The organism is Allocellulophaga tsushimaensis, from assembly GCF_055383085.1.
This window is the reverse complement of sequence record NZ_AP039451.1, coordinates 102,145-123,676: the sequence shown is the minus strand read 5'-3', so window position 1 is coordinate 123,676 and position 21,532 is coordinate 102,145. Positions and strand designations below refer to the sequence as shown.

The following is a 21,532-nucleotide window of genomic DNA, read 5'->3' as shown; positions in this document are numbered from 1 at the left end:
TTGTTAGAAAAGTTGCTATGAAAGGGAAGATTATTTTATGGTGTTTACTATTATACGGTATGTTTTCTTATGCGCAATTTGGTAAGAATTGTGAGCTAACACAATATAAATTAAACTTTATAAGCCCTAGTTTTGAGTATGAGAAAGGGCTAGGTGTAAATACCACTATAGATATTAAGCTTGGAATTCAACCAGGTATAAACCCAACAACTTCAGAATCTCTGAAAGATTATAGTATACTACCTTCATTGGTTACCCAATATCGCTACTATTATAATTTTGAAAGTCGGGCCAGAAATAGAAAGCAGATTTACGGTAATTCTGCTAATTATATTGCGCCTACAGTTGCGGTATTTGCACCATCGCTTTTAGCATTAGATGCTGTAGAAGATCCATCTGTTTTTGGATATGCAGGAGTAGTAACAGGGTTGCAGCGGAGTTATAATTCAGGATTTAATTTTACTGTAGATATTGGAGCAGCTTATTATGTTGGTAATTTTACAGGTGGGATTTACCCAGTAGCTAACCTTAGTATTGGTTGGATTATAAGTGAAAAACGTTGGTGTGTAGGGAGGTGATTTTTTATTTTTTTAACTAAAATAGTTTTTCGGTATGATGTTTGGTATTTTAGTCAGAAATCATAAAATCAAACAAAATGAAAAACATCACACTAATTTGCCTCTTATTAATTACGTTTTTAGCAACTGCTCAATCTAATAAAAACGTAGAAAAAACTCAATCTAAGATTAATATTATAAATCCAGGTTATGATTATGAAATTGCTATAGGAGATAATCAGACATTAGATTTTAGTGCAGGCTTGGCTTTTGGATATTCTTATTCTGAAGCTTTTGGCTCGGAATATGCTTTTGTACCAGCATTAAAAACGCAATATAGGTATTTTTATAATTTTGATAGAAGAATAAGAAAAGAGAAACGTGTAAGTGGTAATTCTGCTAATTATATTGCCGCTTCAGGAAGGTTTTTTACCGCAGATGTTATTATTGGAAATGTAGATTCTGGCAATGGTTTTGGTGGGGTAATAGGTCCTGTTTATGGTATTCAGCGTACTTACAATAAAGGTTTTAATTTTGGATTAGAATTTGGAGTTGGTTATTACTTTTTTAATGACTCTGATTTTGGAGCTGTAAACACTGGAGTTGGTGCTACAATTAATTTTACAATAGGATGGGTTTTGGGTAAGAAAAAAAGAAAGTAAACTATCTAAAAATCAGACCTCTAAAAATAATATCAGGTTTGTGCTAAACTCAAAAAAATAGCAGTACCTTTGCCGAAAATTTGGAGGAGGGTTTCTCCATAATGTATTACTTATGTCAGCAACAAAAAATATTGCAATTATTGCCCATGTAGATCATGGTAAAACTACTCTGGTTGATAAAATTATGTATCACTGTCAGTTATTTAGAGAAAACCAGAATACGGGTGATTTAATACTTGATAATAACGATTTAGAACGCGAAAGAGGAATTACGATTACCTCTAAAAATGTTTCTGTAGTATATAAAGACACAAAAATTAATATTATAGATACCCCTGGTCACGCCGATTTTGGTGGAGAAGTAGAACGTGTTTTAAACATGGCAGATGGTGTTTTGTTGTTGGTTGATGCTTTTGAAGGCCCAATGCCACAAACCCGTTTTGTACTGCAAAAGGCAATAGATCTAGGTTTAAAACCTTGTGTGGTTATCAATAAAGTGGATAAAGAAAACTGTACGCCAGAAGAGGTACATGAAAAAGTTTTTGACTTAATGTTTGAGTTAGGTGCTGAAGAATGGCAATTAGATTTCCCAACCGTATATGGTTCTGCTAAGAATAATTGGATGAGTGATGATTGGCAAAAGGTAACGGAAAATGTTGAGCCTTTATTAGACATGGTCATTGAGCACATTCCAACCTTTAAACCAGAAGAAGGATCTACGCAAATGTTGATTACCTCTTTAGATTTCTCATCATTTACGGGTCGTATTGCTATTGGTAGATTACAAAGAGGTTCTTTAAAAGATGGGCAACAAATTTCTTTAGTAAAAAGAGATGGGAGTATTGTAAAATCTAAAATAAAAGAGCTTTTTACGTTCGAAGGATTAGGGAAACTTAAAGTACAAGAAGTTAATACAGGGGATATCTGTGCTATAGTTGGTATAGAAGGTTTTGAAATTGGCGACACAGTTGCTGATTTTGAAAACCCAGAAGGACTAAAAACAATAGCGATAGATGAGCCTACCATGAGTATGTTGTTTACCATTAATGATAGTCCATTTTTTGGACAAGATGGTAAATTTGTTACTTCTAGACATATTAATGAACGCTTGCAAAAAGAATTGGAGAAAAACTTGGCACTCCGTGTTAATGAAACCGATAGTGCTGATAAATTCCTAGTGTTTGGTCGTGGTGTATTGCACTTATCCGTTTTAATAGAAACCATGCGTAGAGAAGGTTATGAACTACAAATAGGGCAACCTCAGGTAATTATTAAAGAAATTGATGGTGTTAAATGTGAGCCTGTAGAAAGTTTAACGATAGATCTGCCTGAAGATGTTTCTGGTAGGGCAGTAGAAATGGTTTCTATTCGTAAAGGAGAAATGACGAGTATGGAAGCAAAAGGAGATCGTATGGTCTGCGAATTTTTAATCCCTTCAAGAGGTATTATAGGGCTTAGAAATCAGTTGCTAACAGCAACAGCTGGAGAAGCAATTATGGCACACCGTTTCTTAGAGTATCAGCCTATGAAAGGAGATATTCCACAACGTCAGAACGGTTCTTTAGTTTCTATGGAAAAAGGAAAAGCAATTCCATATTCTATTGATAAATTACAAGATAGAGGTAAGTTTTTTGTTGATCCAGGAGAAGATATTTACGAAGGTCAGGTCATTGGAGAAAACTCTAGAGGTGATGATATGACCATTAACATTACAAAGACTAAAAAATTGTCTAATGTACGTTCTTCTGGAGCAGATGATAAAGCTAAAATTGTTCCAGCAATTAAATTCTCTTTAGAAGAAGCTTTAGAATACATTCAAAAAGATGAGTATGTTGAGGTGACTCCTAAATTTTTACGTCTCAGAAAAATATTCCTAACAGATAATGAACGTAAGCGAAATAAAATAGCATAATATATCTTTTACATTACAAGAAACCCTAAACAAATTTGTTTAGGGTTTTGTTTTTTATAAAATTTTCTTATTTCCTTTAGTAGCAGTAAAAAATATTAAGCACCTCTTTTACCCAATTCAATAATTTCTAACTCTTTAATATCCTTACCATCAATTACAAATTGTAGCATCGTCCGTACTTGATGAAAACCATGAATACCACAAGCACCAGGATTCATATGTAAGAGATTCAATTTTTTGTCCCACATTACTTTTAGAATATGGGAATGCCCAGAAATAAAAAGCTTTGGAGGATTTTTTTTAATTTCTTCTCTAATCCTAACATTATATTTATTGGGGTAACCACCTATATGTGTTATCCAAACAGCAACATCTTCACACATAAACCTATTGTCTAGCGGAAATTCTATTTGGGCCATATGATCGTCTATATTACCATAAACAGCTTGTAAAGGTTTAATTTTTTCTAGTGTATCTGTAACACCAAGTTGCCCAATATCTCCTGCATGCCATATTTCATCTGCTTTTTTTGCATATTTTAAAATCGTATCATCAAGATAACCATGGGTATCAGATAAGAGTAAAATTCGGGTCATTTTTTTATGTATTAAGGGTATTGTTTAGTAAAAATGGTAGCGACATAAATTATTTTAGACTCTTTTTAGAATACGCAGTACTTTTGTATTACAAAAATAGCATATTGCTTTGAGATATTTTGTAGCATTTTCATACTTCGGAGAAAACTATCATGGTTGGCAAAAACAACCAAATGCAATTACAGTACAAGAAGTTTTAGAGAAAGCAATTTCAACACTTTTAGGAGAAACTATTGTTTTAATGGGAGCTGGTAGAACAGATGCTGGAGTACATGCAAAAGAAATGTATGCACATTTTAATTATAGAGAAATAAAGGATAGTAAAGATTTAACATATCGGCTAAATCAATACTTGCCTAAAGACATTGCTATTAAAAATATCCAAGGAGTCCATAGTGAAGCGCATGCACGTTTTGATGCTACAGAACGTACCTACGAATATTGGGTTGTACAAGATAAAAATCCGTTTTATACAAATACTGCCTATTATATAAAATATCCTTTAGATATTGAAAAAATGAATAAAGCTGCAGCATTATTAATGAAATATACAGATTTTGAATGTTTTTCTAAATCTAAAACAGAAGTGCACACTTTTTTATGTGATGTAAAACAGGCTATTTGGACAAAAAAAGATGATGTATTAGTGTTTACCATAACTGCCGATCGGTTTCTTAGAAATATGGTGCGCGCTATTGTTGGAACCTTATTAGATGTAGGCTTAGGAAAGTTAGAAATTATGGATGTTAAAGCAATCATAAAAAGTAAGGATAGGCAACAAGCTGGTATTTCTGTGCCAGCAAAAGGTTTATCTTTGACAAAGATTGTATACCCCAAAAATATACACAACAGTTAAATGGATAAGAAAGAAGGAAAAGCATTTGATATTAAGCTATTTAAGCGCTTAATAGATTATACAAAACCTTATAAAGTTACCTTTTATGGTGTAGCGCTTGCAGCAATCTTATTATCTGGTTTTGCCGTAATGACTGCTGTAATACTTGGTAAAGCTGTAGATATAGCAATTAGCCCAAAAGAGCCTAGTAAATTACTTTATTTAATATTGGCCATGCTTGGTGTATTACTTGGTCAAGTGATAAGTCAGTTACTCTTTAATTATTATGCCAATTGGTTGGGGGAGTCGGTTATAAAAGATGTTAGAATAAATCTTTTTAAACGCATGATGGGCTTTAAAATGCAATATTATAATAACTCATCTATCGGTGTTTTAGTAACCAGAGCCGTGGCAGATATGCAACGGATAGGAGAAGTATTTAGCCAAGGCTTTTTCGTAATTGTAGCAGATTTATTAAAAATGTCTGTAGCAGCCATTGGTATGTTATACATTAATTGGCGGGTTGCACTTATTGTATTTGCTTTAATGCCTATTATAGTTTATGCCACCAGACTTTTTCAAAAAGCAATGAAAGTTGCTTTTATAGAAGTAAGAGCGCAAGTTTCTAATTTAAATTCTTTTGTACAAGAGCGCATTACAGGAATGAAAATTGTACAGTTATTTAACAGAGAAGAAATAGAAAAAGAAAAGTTTAGAGAGATAAATGAGAAACATCAAAATGCTTGGTTAAAAACAGTATGGTATAACTCTATCTTTTTTCCTATTGCCGAAATAGTTTCAGCCATTGCTATTGGATTAATTGTCTGGTATGGAGGTCTATTAAATGTTGCTAATGTCACAGATAAAGAAGGTTTTGGATTTCTTTTTGCCTTTATTCTTCTTTCCGAAATGCTTTTTAGGCCCCTTAGGCAAATTGCAGATAAGTTTAATACCTTACAAATGGGAATGGTAGCTGCAAATAGAGTTTTTAAAATTTTAGATACCGAAAGTAAAATTGCAGATACTGGAACCATAGAAAAAGACGATGTAAAAGGTGAAATTTCATTTGATAAAGTGCACTTTGGTTACCTAAAAGATGAACCTGTTTTACATGGTATTTCTTTTGATGTTAAAGCAGGCGAAACTGTCGCAATTGTAGGAGCAACTGGAGCAGGGAAATCTACTATTATAAACCTTCTAAATAGATTTTATGAAATCAATTCTGGAACCATTGCTATAGATGATATTGCTATTAAAGACTATAAATTACAGTCGTTACGGGCTAAAATAGCAATTGTATTGCAAGACGTATTTTTATTTGCAGATACTATTGCCAATAATATCTCTTTAAAAGATACTACAATTACTGAAAAACAAATTGCTGATGCAGCTAAAGAAATAGGGGTGCACGAATTTATTAGTAGCCTTCCAGAAGGGTATCAGTATAATGTTAAGGAACGTGGTATTATGCTCTCTAGTGGGCAAAGGCAGCTAATAGCCTTTTTACGTGCTTATGTGAGCAACCCGAGTATTTTGGTGTTAGATGAAGCAACTTCATCTGTAGACACCTATTCAGAGCAACTCATACAAAAGGCTACCGATAAAATTACGGAAGGAAGAACCTCTATTATTATTGCCCACCGATTGGCAACCATTAAAAAAGCAGACAAAATTTTAGTAATGGACGCTGGTAAAATTGTAGAATCAGGAACGCATAAAGAACTCCTTAAACAAGAAGGTTATTACAGTACCTTGTATGAAGCGCAGTTTTTAGCTGAGGAAGAAACAGCTTAAAAATAGGAGTGCTTAACCTGCTTTTATTTTTAAATAGACCATATATATTACTATGCATATAATTATAGCTATAAAAAGTACGCCTAAGATTAATAAGAATAGCATTAACTTTAATAAAATTTGAGCAAAGTCTAGTTTAAATGCCTTTTTGTACATAAAAGAGAAATATCCAAAAAGTAAAAGTGCAGAGAAACTAGATTCCCAATAGATTAAGGCAGGACTCCAGATACTTAAAATATACATGATATTTATAAAAATAGAAGTATGGGAATATGCATAAATATTCATTACAAAATGCTCACTTAGGTTAAATTGCTTTTTATTAAAAAAAACGAGTTTAGAGATAAGTGTAATAAGCGGTAACGAAGCGATGTATAATAAATTTTGATATTCTTGTACAAATACTTGGTATTTTATTAGAAATTCTAAAACAACTTTTTGAGACTCATCTTTTTGAGCATCTAAAGCCATTTGTGCATTCTGATAATTCATAGCATCTGGGAAGAAATTTTTATTTAAGAAAAAGAATAAACCACCTAGAAAAACAGCAATGGTGAAATACGAAATTGGATTCATGTATCTCTTTCTAACACCATTAATGAAGCCTACGGTAACATCATATGGAGTTAGAGTTAATGCTTTAAATGTTTTAAAGAAGGTATTATCTAGATTAAAAAAATTTTGAGTAAACTCACCCCATAAACTTTTCAAAGTAAGTCTATTTTTAATCACTTTTGCACCACAATTATGACAAAAAAAAGCATTATTTGCTAAAGGAGTTTCGCAATTTTTACACTGCATAAAGGTTGGTTTTATTGGTTAAATAAGGTCTTCTTTAAGCATTTTATTCAATGCTTCTAAATTTTCATACTTTTGAAATTCTCCATTTTTAATATAGGTGATTGTTCCTGTTTCTTCACTAACTACTAAAGCTAAGGCGTCTGTTTTTTCTGTAATGCCAATAGCAGCTCTATGGCGTAAGCCAAAGCGTAATGGAATAGTACGTTCGTTAGAAACAGGGAGTATTACCCTAGTAGCTGTAATATAATTTCCTTCAATTAAGGCAGCACCATCGTGTAATGGGCTATTCTTATAAAAAATACTTTCTAGAATGGGTTGGTTTACTTCTACTTGCATCTTATCACCACTAGCTTTTAAAAAGTCTAAAGAATTATTTCGTTCTATCACTAATAAGACTCCAGTTCTTGTGTTACCCATTTTATCGCAAGCCGCTAAAATTGCATCAACATTAATTGCAGATGTGGTTACATCTTGCCCTAAAAATTTAAAATGACGAATAAAATTACGTTTATTAGCAAAATTTGTAGAACCTATTAAAAGCAGAAACTTCCTTATTTCTTGTTGAAACACAATAATTAATGCAATTAATCCTACCTGCATAAAACCACCAACCATACTACTAATCATTTTCATTTCTAGTAGTTCTGTAAGTTTCCAAAACCCCCAAACAATCACTATTCCAATAAAAATATTTATGGCAACTGTGCCACGAACCAATTTATAAATATAGTATAGGAGTACAGCAACAAGAATAATGTCGATAACGTCTGTAATCTTAAACTCTAGAAAATTTAAAAAATCCAATCTTTTGAGGGTTTTTGTAAAATTAACAAAAATAGGCAAACAAATGGCTACGCATCTGATGCAGTTAAATACTTATGCAATTTAATACACTCCATAGCTTCTTTTACATCATGTACACGTAAAATAGTGGCACCTTTTTGTAAAGCAACCATATGTAGTGCCGTTGTGCCATTTAAGGCTCCTTTTGCATCAGTTTCTAAAGCCTTATATATCATAGATTTTCTACTGATACCCACTAGAAGTATTTTTTCTAAATTTTTAAATAAGTCTAAATGTTGTAATAAGGTATAGTTTTGGCTTATGGTTTTAGCAAAACCAAAGCCAGGATCTACAATGATATCTTTTACTCCTAAAGCGTGCGCAGCTGTAACTTTTTCAGAAAAATAATAAAGCATCTCCTGTATTAAATCAGTGTAATTTGTTTGTTGTTGCATTGTTTTTGGATCTCCTTTCATATGCATCATAATATAAGGAACATTATATTTTGCAATAAGGGCTAGCATAGTATCATCTAAATTTCCAGCAGAAATATCATTAATCAATGCAGCTCCACTGTCTAAACATTCGTGTGCCACTTTACTTCTAAAAGTATCAATAGAAATTAAAATGTCAGGAAATTCTTTGATGAGAAGTTCAACAATTGGAAGTATTCTTTGCAGCTCTTCTTCAACAGAAACATAGTCTGCTCCAGGTCTAGAACTATAAGCGCCAAGATCTATAAAAGTAGCACCATCAGAAAGCATTGTTTCTACTTGCTTCAAAATATTTTTTTCATCTTTATAAATGCCACCATCAAAAAAAGAATCAGGGGTGAGGTTTAATATTCCCATTACTGCGGGCTGGCTAAGGTCTATGAGGTTTCCTTTACAATTAATCGTCATATACTAAAAATCAAGATTTGCGTATTGCTCATAAGTGGATCATAAGTTTAAACCCCTATTCTTGAACAATTAAAAATTTTGAACGAAATTTACACAAATTACAAAGAATACATGCAGCAAACGTCAGAACAATATAACGCAGTTATTAAAACATGCCGAACATTATACACCAAAAAGATGAAAGATTATGGCAGTGCATGGCGAATTTTACGACTTCCTTCTTTAACAGATCAGATTTTTATTAAAGCCCAACGCATTCGTAGTTTGCAAGAAAATGTAGTGCGTAAGGTAGATGAGGGAGAGCAATCAGAATTTATCGGGATTATTAATTATGCTATAATGGCATTGATACAAATAGAAAAAGGAATTGCTGACCAACCAGACTTATCTGTAGAAGAGGCAACGGATTTGTTTGATAAGCATACCGCAGAAACCAAGGCCTTGATGGAAAATAAAAATCATGATTATGGTGAGGCATGGAGAGATATGCGTGTAAGTTCTTTAACCGATTTAATTTTACAAAAACTATTACGTGTAAAGCAGATAGAAGATAATAAGGGCAAAACCTTAGTAAGTGAGGGTATAGATGCTAATTACCAAGACATGGTAAATTATGCTGTTTTTGCAATGATACACTTAGAAGAACAATCCAAATAAATAAAATATGAAGTTTTTAGTTGGTTTTAGTAGAATTTTTGTTGGCGTATTATTTATTATTAGTGGACTTATTAAATTGAACGACCCAGTAGGTTTTTCGTTTAAACTAGAGGAATATTTTAGCTCAGGCGTTTTAGATATGCCTTTTTTTGAACCACACGCTTTATCAATTGCTATTGTAGTCGTTATTTTTGAAGTTCTTGTTGGGATTCTATTATTAATTGGGTATCGTGTTAAATTCACGGTGTGGAGCTTACTGCTTATGATTGTAGGGTTTACCTTTTTAACATTTTATTCTGCTTATTTTAATAAAGTTACAGATTGTGGTTGTTTTGGTGATGCAGTAAAATTAACCCCATGGGAATCTTTTATTAAAGACATTATATTGTTAGTCTTTATAATTGTATTATTTATTGGTCAGAAATATATAAAGCCACTATTTGCGCCTAAAACAAATAGAATTGTAACGTTTATAGTTTTTATAGCTAGTGTTGCTTTTTGTTATTATGTACTAAGTCATTTACCGGCTAAAGATTTTAGGCCCTATAAAATTGGAGCTAATATAGAAGAAGGGATGAATGTTCCTGAAGATGCTCCGAAGGCAATTTATGATTATGCTTGGAAATTTAAGGTAAACGGAGAAGAAAAAATTATTGTTACGCAAGGCGATTATCCTAATGTAGATGGAGAATATGTTGATGTAGAAACTACAGAAGTACAGGAAGGCTATGAGCCACCCATTCACGATTTTACGATTGAGAAAAATGGAAAAGATATGGCTTCTTCATTATTACAAGAGCCTAAATTGGTAATGGTAATAGCATATGATTTATATAAGAGTAATTATGAAGCTTTTTCTGAAATAAAGACAATTACGGATAAAGCTTTAGCAAAAGGCTATAAAGTTATAGGAATGTCTGCTTCCAGTGATGTTGATGCTGAAAAAATTATAAAAGAATACCAATTAAAGTTTGAGTTTTATTTTACAGACCAAACTACATTAAAAACAATAGTACGTTCTAATCCAGGCGTTTTGGTTTTAGAAAAGGGAACCATACAACAAAAAGTGCACTATAACGATTTAGAAACGTTGAAGTTTAACTAATCCAAGTAAAATAGTTGAATAACAGTAATTAAGAAGGAATTGTAAAAGCTTTTTTTCAGCTTTGCTTTTTAAATAGCGTTTATTAAAACCTTAAGACATAAAAATTAATAAAAATGAGAAGTAAAATTGTAGCAGGAAACTGGAAAATGAATAAAAACCTTTCAGAGACGGAAGAATTATTAACAGCACTTTCTGCTAAATTGCCAGATACTAATGCTGAGGTAATGGTAGCGCCTACCTTTGTAAATCTAAGTGCAGCTGTTCGTCATTTAGAGGCATCAACCATAGAAGTAATAGCACAAAACATGCATTTTGCAGATAGTGGTGCTTATACTGGAGAAATTTCTGCCGATATGTTGTTAAATATAGGAGTAGATACTGCAATTATAGGCCATTCAGAAAGAAGAGCTTATTTTAATGAGACGGATGATATTTTAGCTAAAAAAGTAACCACTGCTTTAGCAAAAAACATCAGAGTAATGTTTTGCTTTGGAGAAGAATTAGAAGACCGTAAATCGGGTAACCATTTTAACATAGTAGAAAGTCAGTTAAAAAATGCATTATTTAATCTAGAAGCTTCAGTTTGGAAAAATATCATATTAGCTTATGAGCCAGTATGGGCTATTGGTACAGGAGAAACTGCTTCTCCAGAACAAGCACAAGAAATGCATGCTTTTATTAGAAAAACAATAACAGATGCATACGATGCCGGAATAGCAAATAAAGTATCTGTGTTATACGGAGGAAGTGTAAAACCAGCTAATGCAGTAGAAATTTTTTCAAAACCAGATGTAGACGGGGGTTTAATAGGAGGGGCGGCTTTAAAAGCAGATGATTTTATAGCGATTATAAAAGCAATTTAATGTGTTAAAGTCTAAAAAGTAATAGGAGTGTTTTGTAAAAAGCACTCCTTTTTTAATAAAAGAAACTTATGAATTATATTGAATATACTTTTATCATAAAACCTTTACAGCCCGCATCAGATATTCTAATTGCAGAATTAGGAGAGGTACTTTTTGAAAGTTTTGTAGAAACAGAGGGAGGTGTACTCGCTTATATAAAAGAAGAAGACTGGTTTGCTTCTATTTTAGAAAATCTTCAAGTTTTTGAGAATGATAATTTCAAGATAAGCCATACGTTTAAAACCATAGCACAACAAAATTGGAATGCAACTTGGGAAGAGAATTTTAATCCAATTCAAGTAGGTGAAAAATGTGTAGTACGTGCCCCTTTTCATGAAAAGCCTAAAGTAGATTTTGATATTGTAATAGAACCTAAAATGAGTTTTGGTACAGGACATCATGAGACTACGCATATGATGTTACAGCATATTTTAAATCATGATTTTAAAGGAAAATCTGTTTTAGATATGGGCAGTGGAACAGGAGTATTAGCAATCCTTGCGGCTATGAAAAATGCAAAGACTATAGATGCTATAGATATCGATAATTGGTGCTATTTAAATGCATTAGAGAATGTAGCGCGTAATAATTGTAGTCATATTACTGTTTTAGAAGGAGATGCAAGCTTATTAAACAATAAAAAATATAATATAATTATAGCTAACATCAATAGGAATATACTGCTTAATGATATTCCAGTTTATGCCAAATGTTTAAAAGAAAATGGTATTTTATTTTTGAGTGGGTTTTATGAAAAAGATATTCCATTAATCTCAGAAAAGTGTAAGTCTGTAGGTTTATCCTTCCAAGAAAATTTAAAAAAGAACGATTGGGTCGCTGTAAAGTATATGATATAGTGATATTTATAAAAAATATTTGATTCAAATTGAGGCTCATTTTACAGAATTTGTATATTAGTAAAAAAAATAGTCCCATGGGCACAAAAGAAAAATATTTAGAGGATTTACTTTTAGAAGAAGATGTTATAAAGCAAAACGAAATTGTTCTTTTTAATGATGATGTAAACACTTTTGATTATGTTATCGATACCCTAATTTCTGTTTGTGAACATACCCCTGTACAAGCCGAGCAATGTTCAATGATTGTACACCATAAAGGAAAATGTACTGTTAAAACTGGAGAGTATTCAGACTTAGAGCCGCGTTGCAGTAAACTTTTACAAGCAGGCCTTAGTGCAGAAATTGTATAAAGTTAAATTACTTTTCAGAATTTAATTGCTGGCTTTATAAACTAAGTTTACTGAATTTTCCTTTCCAAGAGTCAATTATTAGAATTATAAATCATTCAATTTTTTATTTAATTATTAGCTATAACGTTATAGTCGTTCCAGTTGCATCATTAAGGGCAAATTATGCTCAATATGAAGTACTGAAAGACTTTTTTTTCCTTTAAATTTGTTCTTTTACAAATTCAAATAATTATGAGACATTGCATTTTATTACTCTTTAGTTTTTTTATAATGAATATCAATTACGGACAAGTTTCTTCAGATAAAAAAGAAATTTCTAAAAAAGTAGATTCATTATTGAATCTTATGACTTTACAAGAGAAAATAGGTCAGATGAATCAGTATAACGGATTCTGGAATGTTACTGGTCCTGCTCCTAAAGAGGGTAATGGGGCAGATAAATACAAAGATTTAGCATCTGGCTTAGTAGGCTCAATGTTAAATGTTAGAGGAGTAGAGCAAGTACGAGCAGTACAAAAAGTTGTAGTAGAGCAATCTCGTTTAGGGATACCATTAATTATAGGCTTTGATGTTATCCATGGCTACAAAACAATGAGCCCTATTCCCATAGCAGAATCAGCAAGTTGGGATTTAGAAGCAATTCGTAATTCTGCCAAAGTTGGTGCTCGTGAGGCAGCTGCTAGTGGCATAAATTGGACATTTGCACCAATGGTAGATATTTCTAGAGATGCGCGCTGGGGCAGAGTTATGGAAGGTGGAGGAGAAGACCCTTATTTGGGTAGTAAAATAGCATATCAAAGAGTAAAAGGGTTTCAAGGAGAGGATCTCTCAAAAACGAATACTATTGCAGCTTGTGCTAAACATTTTGCTGCATACGGATTAGCAGAAGCAGGAAAAGACTATAACACTGTTGATGTAGGAGATGGAACACTCTATAATACTATCTTCCCTCCGTTTAAAGCAGCAGTAGCAGCAGGGGTAAAAACATTTATGAATTCATTTAATGAAATTAATGGCATCCCAGCTACTGGAAGTACTTTTTTACAAAGAGATATTTTAAAAGAGAAATGGAATTTTGATGGTTTTGTAGTTTCAGATTGGGGGTCTATTGGAGAATTAGTAAACCATGGTTATGCTAAAGATTTAAAACATTCAGCAGAATTAGCTGTAAAAGCTGGTTCAGATATGGATATGGAAGCCTATGCTTATGTAAAAAATTTGGAAAGCTTGGTGAAAGAAGGAAAGGTAGATGTAAAACACATAGACGATGCGGCTAGGAGAATTTTAACAGTAAAATATGAGTTAGGTCTTTTTGATGACCCTTATAAATATTGCGACTTTAAAAGAGAGAAAGCAGTTATTAATAGTAAGGAAAACCATGCTGCTGTTTTAGATATGGCTAAAAAATCTATAGTCTTATTAAAAAATGAAAAGCAATTATTACCCTTAAAAAAGCAAGGTTTAAATATTGCTGTAATTGGTGATTTGGCAGATGATAAAGATAGTCCATTAGGGAGTTGGCGTATTGCTGCAGATGATAATACTGCAATTTCTGTTTTAGAGGGTTTAGCAAAGTACAAAAAAAATAAAGTTACCTACCAAAAAGGGGTTCGTATTGCAGAACATAAACCAACTTTTACAGAAGAAATAGATGTTAATATTACGGATAGAAGCGGTATTAAAGAAGCTGTAGAAGCTGCAAAAGGAAAAGATGTGGTTCTTATGGTATTAGGAGAAATTGGGTATCAATCTGGTGAAGGACGTTCAAGAACAGATTTACAGTTGCCTGGCTTGCAACAAGAACTGTTAGAAGCTGTTTACGCTGTAAATAAAAATATTGTTTTAGTTTTAATGAATGGTAGGCCTTTGGCAATTACTTGGGCAGATGCACATATCCCTGCTATAGTTGAAGCATGGCAGTTAGGGAGTCAAAGCGGAAATGCAATAGCAGAAGTGCTTTACGGCGATTATAACCCAAGTGGAAAATTACCAATGACTTTTCCTAAAAATGTAGGACAAGCACCAATTTATTACAACTACAAGAATACAGGTAGACCAGTTGCTCCAGGAGAAAATATGGTTTTCTGGACGCATATAGATGATGTGGGTAGTGCTCCATTATATGAATTTGGATATGGTTTAAGTTATACTTCTTTTGAGTATAGTGATTTAAAACTTAGTGCAAAGTCTATTCAGAAAAATGGAACTTTAAAAGTTTCATTCAATTTAAAAAATACGGGTGCTTTTGAAGGAAAAGAAGTAGCACAACTTTATATTAGAGATTTGTTTGGTAGTAGAACAAGACCTGTAAAAGAATTAAAAGGTTTTGAAATGGTAACGCTAAAGCCAGGAGAATCTAAAAGAATAACCCTTACATTAGGTAAAGAAGAATTACAATTTTATACAGCAAATAATAAATGGGAAGTAGAAGAAGGAGATTTTAAAGTTTTTGTTGGCGGTAGTTCTAATACAACTTTAGAAGGTGCTTTTTCTGTAGAATAAAAATACAATTTTATAAAAGAGGTGTTTGGATTACAGGCACCTCTTTTGTTTTAAAAAACCATATCTTTATTGATGTTATATTATAACTATTGAGACTTTTTTTATTTATATCATCTTTTTTTTTATTCTGTGCTTTAACAGCACAACAGTTACCACCCATTCAAAATTTTTACCCAAAAGATTATCATGGAGAAAACCAAAACTGGTCTATTTCTCAATCCTCAGATAAATTAATTTACGTTGCTAATAGTAAAGGGCTTTTAGAATTTAATGGAGCCAGATGGAAACTCTATCCATCGCCAAATGAAACGACTATGCGATCTGTAAAAGTGGTTGATGATCGTATTTATACCGGTAATTTTATGGAATTTGGGTATTGGAAAAAAAATACCTTTGGTACTCTAAGTTATACCTCATTATCAAAAAAAGCAAAAGTAGATATCATCCAAGATGAAGAATTTTGGAATATAATAAATATAGAAGATTGGATTGTTTTTCAATCGTTAAAACGAATTTATATTTATAATATAAAAGATGATACCGTAAATAGTATTGATTCAAATAGTACGATTACTAAAATTTTTAAGATAGATAACGATATCTATTTTCAGCGAATAGGAGAAGGAATATTTAAAATTGAATCAGGAAAAGACTTTTTGGTTTTCGATCATCAAATTTTTAAAGACGAAGAAGTTATTCACATTTTTGGAACTAGGAAAAAATTACTTTTCCTTACCCGAGACCATGGTTTTTATAATTTTGAAAATAATATACTAACGCAATCCTCTCTTTTTCCGAATGACTTATTATCGCAATATAGCTTATATGATGGTATTCAGTTAAAAGATAATAGCTATGCTTTAGGTACTATTTCTAATGGTATTATCTATTTAAATGAAAAAGGAGAATTAGGGTATCAAATCAATCAGAATAAAGGTTTAGCAAATAATACAGTTTTGGCTCTGTTTGAAGATATGGATCATAACATATGGCTCGGCTTAGATAATGGTATTAGTTATATAAACACAAGAGCGCCTTATGAAGTTTTTAATGATAATAAAGGAATTTTGGGAAGTATTTATGCCTCAGTAATTTATGACGGTAATTTATATCTGGGTACCAATCAAGGATTGTTTTATAAACCATTAAATAACAGTAGTGATGCATTTACGTTTATAAAGGGAACACAAGGACAAGTCTGGTCTCTAAAAATTATTGATGAAGAATTATTTTGTGGCCATAATTCTGGCACCTATTTGGTTATTAAAAATACAGTGAAAAAAATAGCTGATATTGGTGGAACATGGGGAGTAGCTAAATTAAAGAATAAACCTAATTTAATTCTTCAAGGAAATTATGATGGACTTTATATTCTAGAAAAAAAGCAGAGTACATGGAAGCTTAAAAATAAAATAAAAGGTTTTAACCTCTCCTCTAGATATTTTGAATCTTTTGGGAGTGAAATTTTTGTGAACCATGAGTATAACGGACTTTTTAAATTAAATGTGGATAGTGATTATTCTAAAATCAGTGCAGTAGTTTTAGATACTACAATGAAAGGTGCAAATTCTGGAATTGTAAAATACAATGGCGATTTATTATATGCCTATAAAAAAGGAATATTTGTATATGATACGATACAAAAAAAGTTTGCTAGAGATGAACTTTTAAGTGAGGTATTTAACGAAGAAGAATATGAATCTGGAAAATTAATTGTTGATAAAGATAATGTACTTTGGTTATTTACAAATAATACCATAAGCTATGTTAGTACATCAGGTTTAACCAATAAGCCTAAAATAAAAACAATACCATTAACTAAAGAAGTAAGGCACGGTATTCTTGGATATGAAAATATTATTAAGCTTTTAGATGATAATACCTATTTAATTGGTACTACATCTGGATATATTATTTTTAATATCAACCAATTAAAAGCTAAAGATTTTGAAGTTGGTATCAACACTATAATCAATGGCGATACTCAAAAAAGAGATATTATAGACCTAAAGCTAGGCGATAGAAGTTTTGATAGCGATAAAAATAATATTGAATTTTTATTTCATGCACCAGAATACAATAAATATTTAAAAACCTATTATCAATACCAACTCACTGGTATATATGATTCTTGGAGTACTTGGTCAGAAAACGCTAATGTTTTATTTGAAAATCTTCCAGTAGGAGATTACGTGTTTAATGTAAGGGCAAAAATAGGAAATATTAAGTCTCTTAATACTGCTACGTATTCATTTACAATAGCTAAACCTTGGTATATTTCTACGCCCATGGTTTTAATGTATATTTTAATGGTGCTATTGTTATCTTTTTTTGTACATAATATTTACAAACAATATTATAAAAAACAACAGCAAAAAATAGTAGAAAAAAATAAAAGAACTTTAGAACTTTCAAATGTTCAAAATGAAAAAGAAATTATAAGACTTAAAAATGAACAGCTAGAAATTGAAAATCAGAGTAAAAGTAAAGAGTTGGCTTCTTCTACTATGAATTTGATTAAAAAAAATGAATTGTTAACTACTATAAAGAACGAACTTAATAAACTAGCTGTTAAAGAAGCTGTAAAACCTGTAGTTAAAATTATAGATAACAATTTAGTACAAAATGATGGATGGGAACTTTTTCAAGAAGCATTTAATAATGCAGATAGAGAGTTTTTGAAAAAAATTAAAACAAGTCATCCGTCCTTATCACCTAGTGATCTTAAATTATGTGCTTATTTAAGGCTAAATCTATCCTCTAAAGAAATAGCGCAACTGCTTGCAATTTCTCCAAGAAGTGTTGAAATTAAGCGATACAGATTACGTAAAAAACTAGATTTAGCGCATAAAGATAATTTAGTGAACTATATTTTAGGCTTTTAGCAACCTTAACATAGTTGTTCTTTACTACAACATTGTATTTTAGACCTCAACATTACCTATACATTGCCTTTTTATTATGTTAAATATTATCTTGTTTAATTATAATTTAAAAGTATTAAACACTCTTCAAAACCAAGTATAGCAATAAAAACTGCTGTCAATTTGATAAAAAAAACAACTTTTAAATATCATGTATGCTTTTTGTTGTGGTGTTTTTTGAGGATTTAACAATATTTAACAATAGATTTAGTTCACAAAAAAAACTTTATGAATATGTTTCAGAAAAAACTACTCAAAATTCTTTTTCTATTATACACAACAATTACTTTAAGTCAAGTTGATAAAGTTTCGGTTGTAAATAATGAAAATGGTTCAAAATTAATTGTAAACGGAGAAGATTTTATGATTAATGGTATGAATTGGGATTACATTCCAATTGGTACAAACACAGTAAATGCCAATTTCTGGAAAAAGTCAGATGATGTCATAAAAGCTGGCTTAGATATAGAAATGTCTTTGCTCAAAAATATGAATGTTAATGTAATACGTCAGTATACTGGAGTTCCAGCAAAATGGATTGCATACATATATGAGAACTATGGCATTTATACCATATTAAACCATTCCTTTGGTCGCTATGGTCTTACGTTAGATGGAGCTTGGGTGCCAGTTACCAAATATGCCGAAGAACGTACTCAAAAATTCCTTTTAAAAGAAATGGAAGATTTAGTTAGAGGATACCAAAATACACCTGGCCTTTTGATGTATTTATTAGGAAATGAAAACAACTATGGTCTTTTTTGGGCAGGAGCAGAAACAGAAGATTTCCCTGATGGACAAGAAAAAATAGATGCAGTAGGTGAGATTAGGGGAAGGCCTATGTATAGATTAATGAACGAAGCTGCAAAAATGATGAAGGGTATGGATAATTCGCATCCTGTGGCAATATGTAATGGAGATGTACTCTTTATTGATATTATAGCGGAAGAATGTCCGGATGTAGATATTTATGGTACCAATACTTATAGAGGAGCTTCTTTTGGTGATATGTTTAAAGTGGTAAAAGAAAAACTGAACAAGCCCATCATGTTTACCGAATTTGGTGCAGATGCATTTAACGCAATAGATAACAAAGAAGACCAATTTTCGCAAGCCTACTACATGGTAAATAATTGGAAAGAAATCTATGAAAATGCAGCAGGTTTAGGGAAACAAAATAACTCTATAGGAGGTTGTACATTTCAATTTAGTGATGGTTGGTGGAAATTTGGATTTGATGATAGAAAAAATGCAGACATACATGATAATAATGCATCTTGGTCTGGAGGAGGATATACAAGAGATTTGGGTGGTCCGGGACAAAATAACATGAATGAAGAATGGTTTGGTATTACAGCTAAAGGTCCAACAAATTCAAGAGGTATTTATGAGTTGTACCCACGTGCAGCATATTATGCATTAAAAGAAGCACATCAACTTAACCCCTATGAAAATGGAATGAATTTAGATTTTGTACAAAATCATTTTAAAAATATTCAGCTTACCGATGCGGTATTAAGAGCTCGTGGCGATAAAGCAGCTTTAGTAGCAGAGGGTGGTAGTAAAGTGCGCATCAGCAATTTGCAAGCAAAATTTACTACATTTAATACTGGAGGTAATTTATTAACAACTCCCAGTACGCCAGACCCTGAAGACTTAAACACATTTCCTAATCAGACAGGTTTTGATCATATGCAATCTTATTTTGTGGGGGTACAAGGAGAGCCTGCATCTAACATGAGAGCTGAGGTTAATTTTAATGTTTTGGGTAATGTTGCACTCAATCCAATTAATGAAGTCTTTTATGAAAATGTAGGACGGCCTATACAGGTAAATTCAGATCAAGGACCAGTTATTTTAAATGATATTAATAGAGTACGGGTATACAATGCTTCTTTTGAATGGAATGCTAAAGATTTTGATGTAAGAGGGTTCTTTAGAACAGGACATTACCACTGGGGTTACGAAGGCGACTTTTTTGGCTTATATCCAGAAGCAAATTATGGACCAAACTTAGATATATACAATGGAGAAGTTTCTGGAATAGAAATAGATGGTAAAAGAGGATTTAAAGGCTTTAAAGCAGCATTTGGACCACAATTATGGTGGGGAGCTAACCCAGCAGTATTATTAAAATATAGAAGAAAAATTGGTAAATACGATGTTGCAGGGATCTTTCATGAAGATATTGCTAGTTTTGGTAATATTGTTTCTTCATTAGCTGTACCGCAACCAAGAACCCGAAGAGCAACCATAAGTGTAGAAAGAGAAATTGGAAACTTTGATGTAACTGTAGGAGGTATTTGGGGAGGACAACCTTTAAATGGAAGAGAATTTCAGTTTACAGAGGGTGAGCCTGGTAACTACACTGTTTTTACAGATGAAGTAAATTCAAAAGATAATTGGGGTGGAAAAGCAAAAATAGAATACTCTAATGGTCGTTTCAATTGGTATGCACAAGGTGCTGCAATGGGCTTAGTTGCTAATGGAGGTGCAGATGCTACACGAACTTTTACTGGATGGAAATTAAAAGATAGTGGAAGTGGTAATCAAACAAATTTCCTTTCTGGACTTACATACAGTTTTGGTAATGTACAAATAGCGCCTAACTTTTTATGGCAGAAACCTATAGTAGGTCCTATGCCTAATGATGTTCAAGGCCCAGGTAGATTAAGAAATATTTTAAGTGATCCTTTTGTAGTTCGTGGAAACAGAGAAACTGTGGCAGGGGAATTACTTTTAACTTGGGACCCAACACCAGGTACTTGGATGTACGAATGGGATAATGATAGGGCAGAAGACGCAAAGTTAGCCGTAAGTGCAGGTTTTGTTTTTCGCCATCAACCAACGGCACAAGATGCGGCTATTGGTTTCCTAGCAAATCGTACACTATTTGCTTTTCCAAATTCAGCTCCTGCACAAGACCTATGGGAAACCCATACCCGTATTGTTTCTAAAGTAAATCCTGATTTAGGCTTAATTGCCAATATGTATTTTGGAAATGCACAGGCTAGAGGTAGTGATGATAGACTAATAGAACGTTTTGGAGGCGATATTAGAGTGATATACAAAAAAATTAAAATACAACATGAGTTTAAGGTAAACGATTGGGGACCCTTTGATTATCATAGAGATTTTAACTTAACCTTTCCTGCGCAGTTGATGTTAGATATATCAACAACAATAGGAAAGCCAGATTGGTTTATTCTGCCTAGCACACAAATTGGAATTAGAGGCACATGGAGATCTCTTAATGAGTTTTCTCCAAGATTTGCACCTAATGCAACAGCAGAATTCGCTACAGAACCAATCATTAGCCCAGTAGGCTTTGGTAATGGAAATGAATGGGAAATAAGAACATACATACACATCAATATTGGTAAATAAAAA

The 21,532-nt window shown here is 32.2% G+C and carries 17 protein-coding genes; 13 read left to right on the top strand and 4 right to left on the bottom strand.

The annotated features are described in order from the left end of the window. Window positions 1-17 precede the first annotated feature (17 nt). The 3 genes from ACZ451_RS00510 (at window position 18) to typA (ending at window position 3,131) form a co-directional block, all read left to right on the top strand. A complete protein-coding gene (locus ACZ451_RS00510; RefSeq protein WP_464215117.1) occupies window positions 18-578 on the top strand; it encodes a hypothetical protein in 561 nt (186 codons plus the stop codon). A gap of 77 nt (window positions 579-655) precedes the next feature. Continuing rightward, complete coding sequence (locus ACZ451_RS00505) at window positions 656-1,219, top strand: hypothetical protein (protein ID WP_464215116.1); 564 nt, start codon at window positions 656-658, stop codon at window positions 1,217-1,219. Window positions 1,220-1,331: 112 nt separating this feature from the next. Then, on the top strand, window positions 1,332-3,131 hold the full coding sequence (gene typA, locus ACZ451_RS00500) for a translational GTPase TypA (RefSeq protein ID WP_464215115.1): 1,800 nt from the start codon (window positions 1,332-1,334) through the stop codon (window positions 3,129-3,131). 95 nt (window positions 3,132-3,226) lie between these two features. Here typA and ACZ451_RS00495 read toward each other — a convergent pair whose 3' ends face one another. After that, window positions 3,227-3,727 carry a metallophosphoesterase family protein gene (locus tag ACZ451_RS00495; protein WP_464215114.1) on the bottom strand — a complete coding sequence of 167 codons (501 nt, stop codon included), beginning with the start codon at window positions 3,725-3,727 and terminating at the stop codon, window positions 3,227-3,229. Between the two features lie 109 nt (window positions 3,728-3,836). On the opposite strand from ACZ451_RS00495, the gene truA reads away from it, so the two are divergent. Both truA and ACZ451_RS00485 read left to right on the top strand, forming a co-directional pair. After that, window positions 3,837-4,583, top strand: coding sequence for a tRNA pseudouridine(38-40) synthase TruA (gene truA, locus ACZ451_RS00490; RefSeq protein ID WP_464215113.1), 747 nt, complete (start codon window positions 3,837-3,839; stop codon window positions 4,581-4,583). After that, the gene (locus tag ACZ451_RS00485; RefSeq protein ID WP_464215112.1) at window positions 4,584-6,356 is read left to right on the top strand and encodes an ABC transporter ATP-binding protein; all 1,773 of its coding nucleotides are present in this window, start codon (window positions 4,584-4,586) and stop codon (window positions 6,354-6,356) included. Window positions 6,357-6,368: 12 nt separating this feature from the next. On the opposite strand, the gene ACZ451_RS00480 is transcribed toward ACZ451_RS00485, so the two are convergent. From ACZ451_RS00480 to folP, 3 genes are read right to left on the bottom strand one after another with little or no spacing between them, the layout of a single operon-like run. Next, entirely contained in the window at window positions 6,369-7,157 is a 789-nt protein-coding gene (locus ACZ451_RS00480; protein ID WP_464215111.1) for a DUF3667 domain-containing protein, read from the bottom strand. An 18-nt stretch (window positions 7,158-7,175) separates the two neighbouring features. Beyond that, window positions 7,176-7,961: a diadenylate cyclase gene (locus ACZ451_RS00475; protein ID WP_464215110.1), complete on the bottom strand. Its 786-nt coding sequence runs from the start codon at window positions 7,959-7,961 to the stop codon at window positions 7,176-7,178. 47 nt (window positions 7,962-8,008) lie between these two features. Beyond that, window positions 8,009-8,842: a dihydropteroate synthase gene (folP, locus tag ACZ451_RS00470; RefSeq protein WP_464215109.1), complete on the bottom strand. Its 834-nt coding sequence runs from the start codon at window positions 8,840-8,842 to the stop codon at window positions 8,009-8,011. 111 nt (window positions 8,843-8,953) lie between these two features. Between folP and ACZ451_RS00465 the strand changes: the two genes are divergently transcribed. The 8 genes from ACZ451_RS00465 (at window position 8,954) to ACZ451_RS00430 (ending at window position 21,529) form a co-directional block, all read left to right on the top strand. Further along, window positions 8,954-9,499: a DUF1599 domain-containing protein gene (locus tag ACZ451_RS00465; protein WP_464216944.1), complete on the top strand. Its 546-nt coding sequence runs from the start codon at window positions 8,954-8,956 to the stop codon at window positions 9,497-9,499. A gap of 7 nt (window positions 9,500-9,506) precedes the next feature. Beyond that, entirely contained in the window at window positions 9,507-10,604 is a 1,098-nt protein-coding gene (locus ACZ451_RS00460) for a BT_3928 family protein (RefSeq protein WP_464215108.1), read from the top strand. Window positions 10,605-10,717: 113 nt separating this feature from the next. Then, window positions 10,718-11,467 (top strand): triose-phosphate isomerase, encoded by a 750-nt coding sequence (gene tpiA / locus ACZ451_RS00455; protein WP_464215107.1) that lies wholly within the window; start codon window positions 10,718-10,720, stop codon window positions 11,465-11,467. Window positions 11,468-11,535: 68 nt separating this feature from the next. After that, on the top strand, window positions 11,536-12,363 hold the full coding sequence (gene prmA, locus ACZ451_RS00450; protein ID WP_464215106.1) for a 50S ribosomal protein L11 methyltransferase: 828 nt from the start codon (window positions 11,536-11,538) through the stop codon (window positions 12,361-12,363). A 77-nt stretch (window positions 12,364-12,440) separates the two neighbouring features. After that, window positions 12,441-12,716, top strand: a complete 276-nt coding sequence (locus ACZ451_RS00445) for an ATP-dependent Clp protease adaptor ClpS (RefSeq protein WP_464215105.1) — start codon at window positions 12,441-12,443, stop codon at window positions 12,714-12,716. 270 nt (window positions 12,717-12,986) lie between these two features. Next, entirely contained in the window at window positions 12,987-15,218 is a 2,232-nt protein-coding gene (gene bglX / locus ACZ451_RS00440) for a beta-glucosidase BglX (RefSeq protein ID WP_464215104.1), read from the top strand. Between the two features lie 89 nt (window positions 15,219-15,307). Continuing rightward, window positions 15,308-18,103, top strand: a complete 2,796-nt coding sequence (locus ACZ451_RS00435) for a helix-turn-helix and ligand-binding sensor domain-containing protein (protein WP_464215103.1) — start codon at window positions 15,308-15,310, stop codon at window positions 18,101-18,103. 273 nt (window positions 18,104-18,376) lie between these two features. Further along, the gene (locus tag ACZ451_RS00430) at window positions 18,377-21,529 is read left to right on the top strand and encodes a glycoside hydrolase family 2 TIM barrel-domain containing protein (protein WP_464215102.1); all 3,153 of its coding nucleotides are present in this window, start codon (window positions 18,377-18,379) and stop codon (window positions 21,527-21,529) included. Window positions 21,530-21,532: the final 3 nt, after the last annotated feature.

Coding starts and splice junctions, on each gene's coding strand:
- ACZ451_RS00465 (WP_464216944.1), top strand. CDS start 8,954: ATGCAGCAAACGTCAGAACAATATAACGCAGTTATTAAAACATGCCGA.
- ACZ451_RS00485 (WP_464215112.1), top strand. CDS start 4,584: ATGGATAAGAAAGAAGGAAAAGCATTTGATATTAAGCTATTTAAGCGC.
- tpiA (WP_464215107.1), top strand. CDS start 10,718: ATGAGAAGTAAAATTGTAGCAGGAAACTGGAAAATGAATAAAAACCTT.
- bglX (WP_464215104.1), top strand. CDS start 12,987: ATGAATATCAATTACGGACAAGTTTCTTCAGATAAAAAAGAAATTTCT.
- typA (WP_464215115.1), top strand. CDS start 1,332: ATGTCAGCAACAAAAAATATTGCAATTATTGCCCATGTAGATCATGGT.
- prmA (WP_464215106.1), top strand. CDS start 11,536: ATGAATTATATTGAATATACTTTTATCATAAAACCTTTACAGCCCGCA.
- ACZ451_RS00430 (WP_464215102.1), top strand. CDS start 18,377: ATGTTTCAGAAAAAACTACTCAAAATTCTTTTTCTATTATACACAACA.
- ACZ451_RS00460 (WP_464215108.1), top strand. CDS start 9,507: ATGAAGTTTTTAGTTGGTTTTAGTAGAATTTTTGTTGGCGTATTATTT.
- ACZ451_RS00505 (WP_464215116.1), top strand. CDS start 656: ATGAAAAACATCACACTAATTTGCCTCTTATTAATTACGTTTTTAGCA.
- ACZ451_RS00495 (WP_464215114.1), bottom strand. CDS start 3,727: ATGACCCGAATTTTACTCTTATCTGATACCCATGGTTATCTTGATGAT.
- ACZ451_RS00480 (WP_464215111.1), bottom strand. CDS start 7,157: ATGCAGTGTAAAAATTGCGAAACTCCTTTAGCAAATAATGCTTTTTTT.
- ACZ451_RS00510 (WP_464215117.1), top strand. CDS start 18: ATGAAAGGGAAGATTATTTTATGGTGTTTACTATTATACGGTATGTTT.
- ACZ451_RS00445 (WP_464215105.1), top strand. CDS start 12,441: ATGGGCACAAAAGAAAAATATTTAGAGGATTTACTTTTAGAAGAAGAT.
- folP (WP_464215109.1), bottom strand. CDS start 8,842: ATGACGATTAATTGTAAAGGAAACCTCATAGACCTTAGCCAGCCCGCA.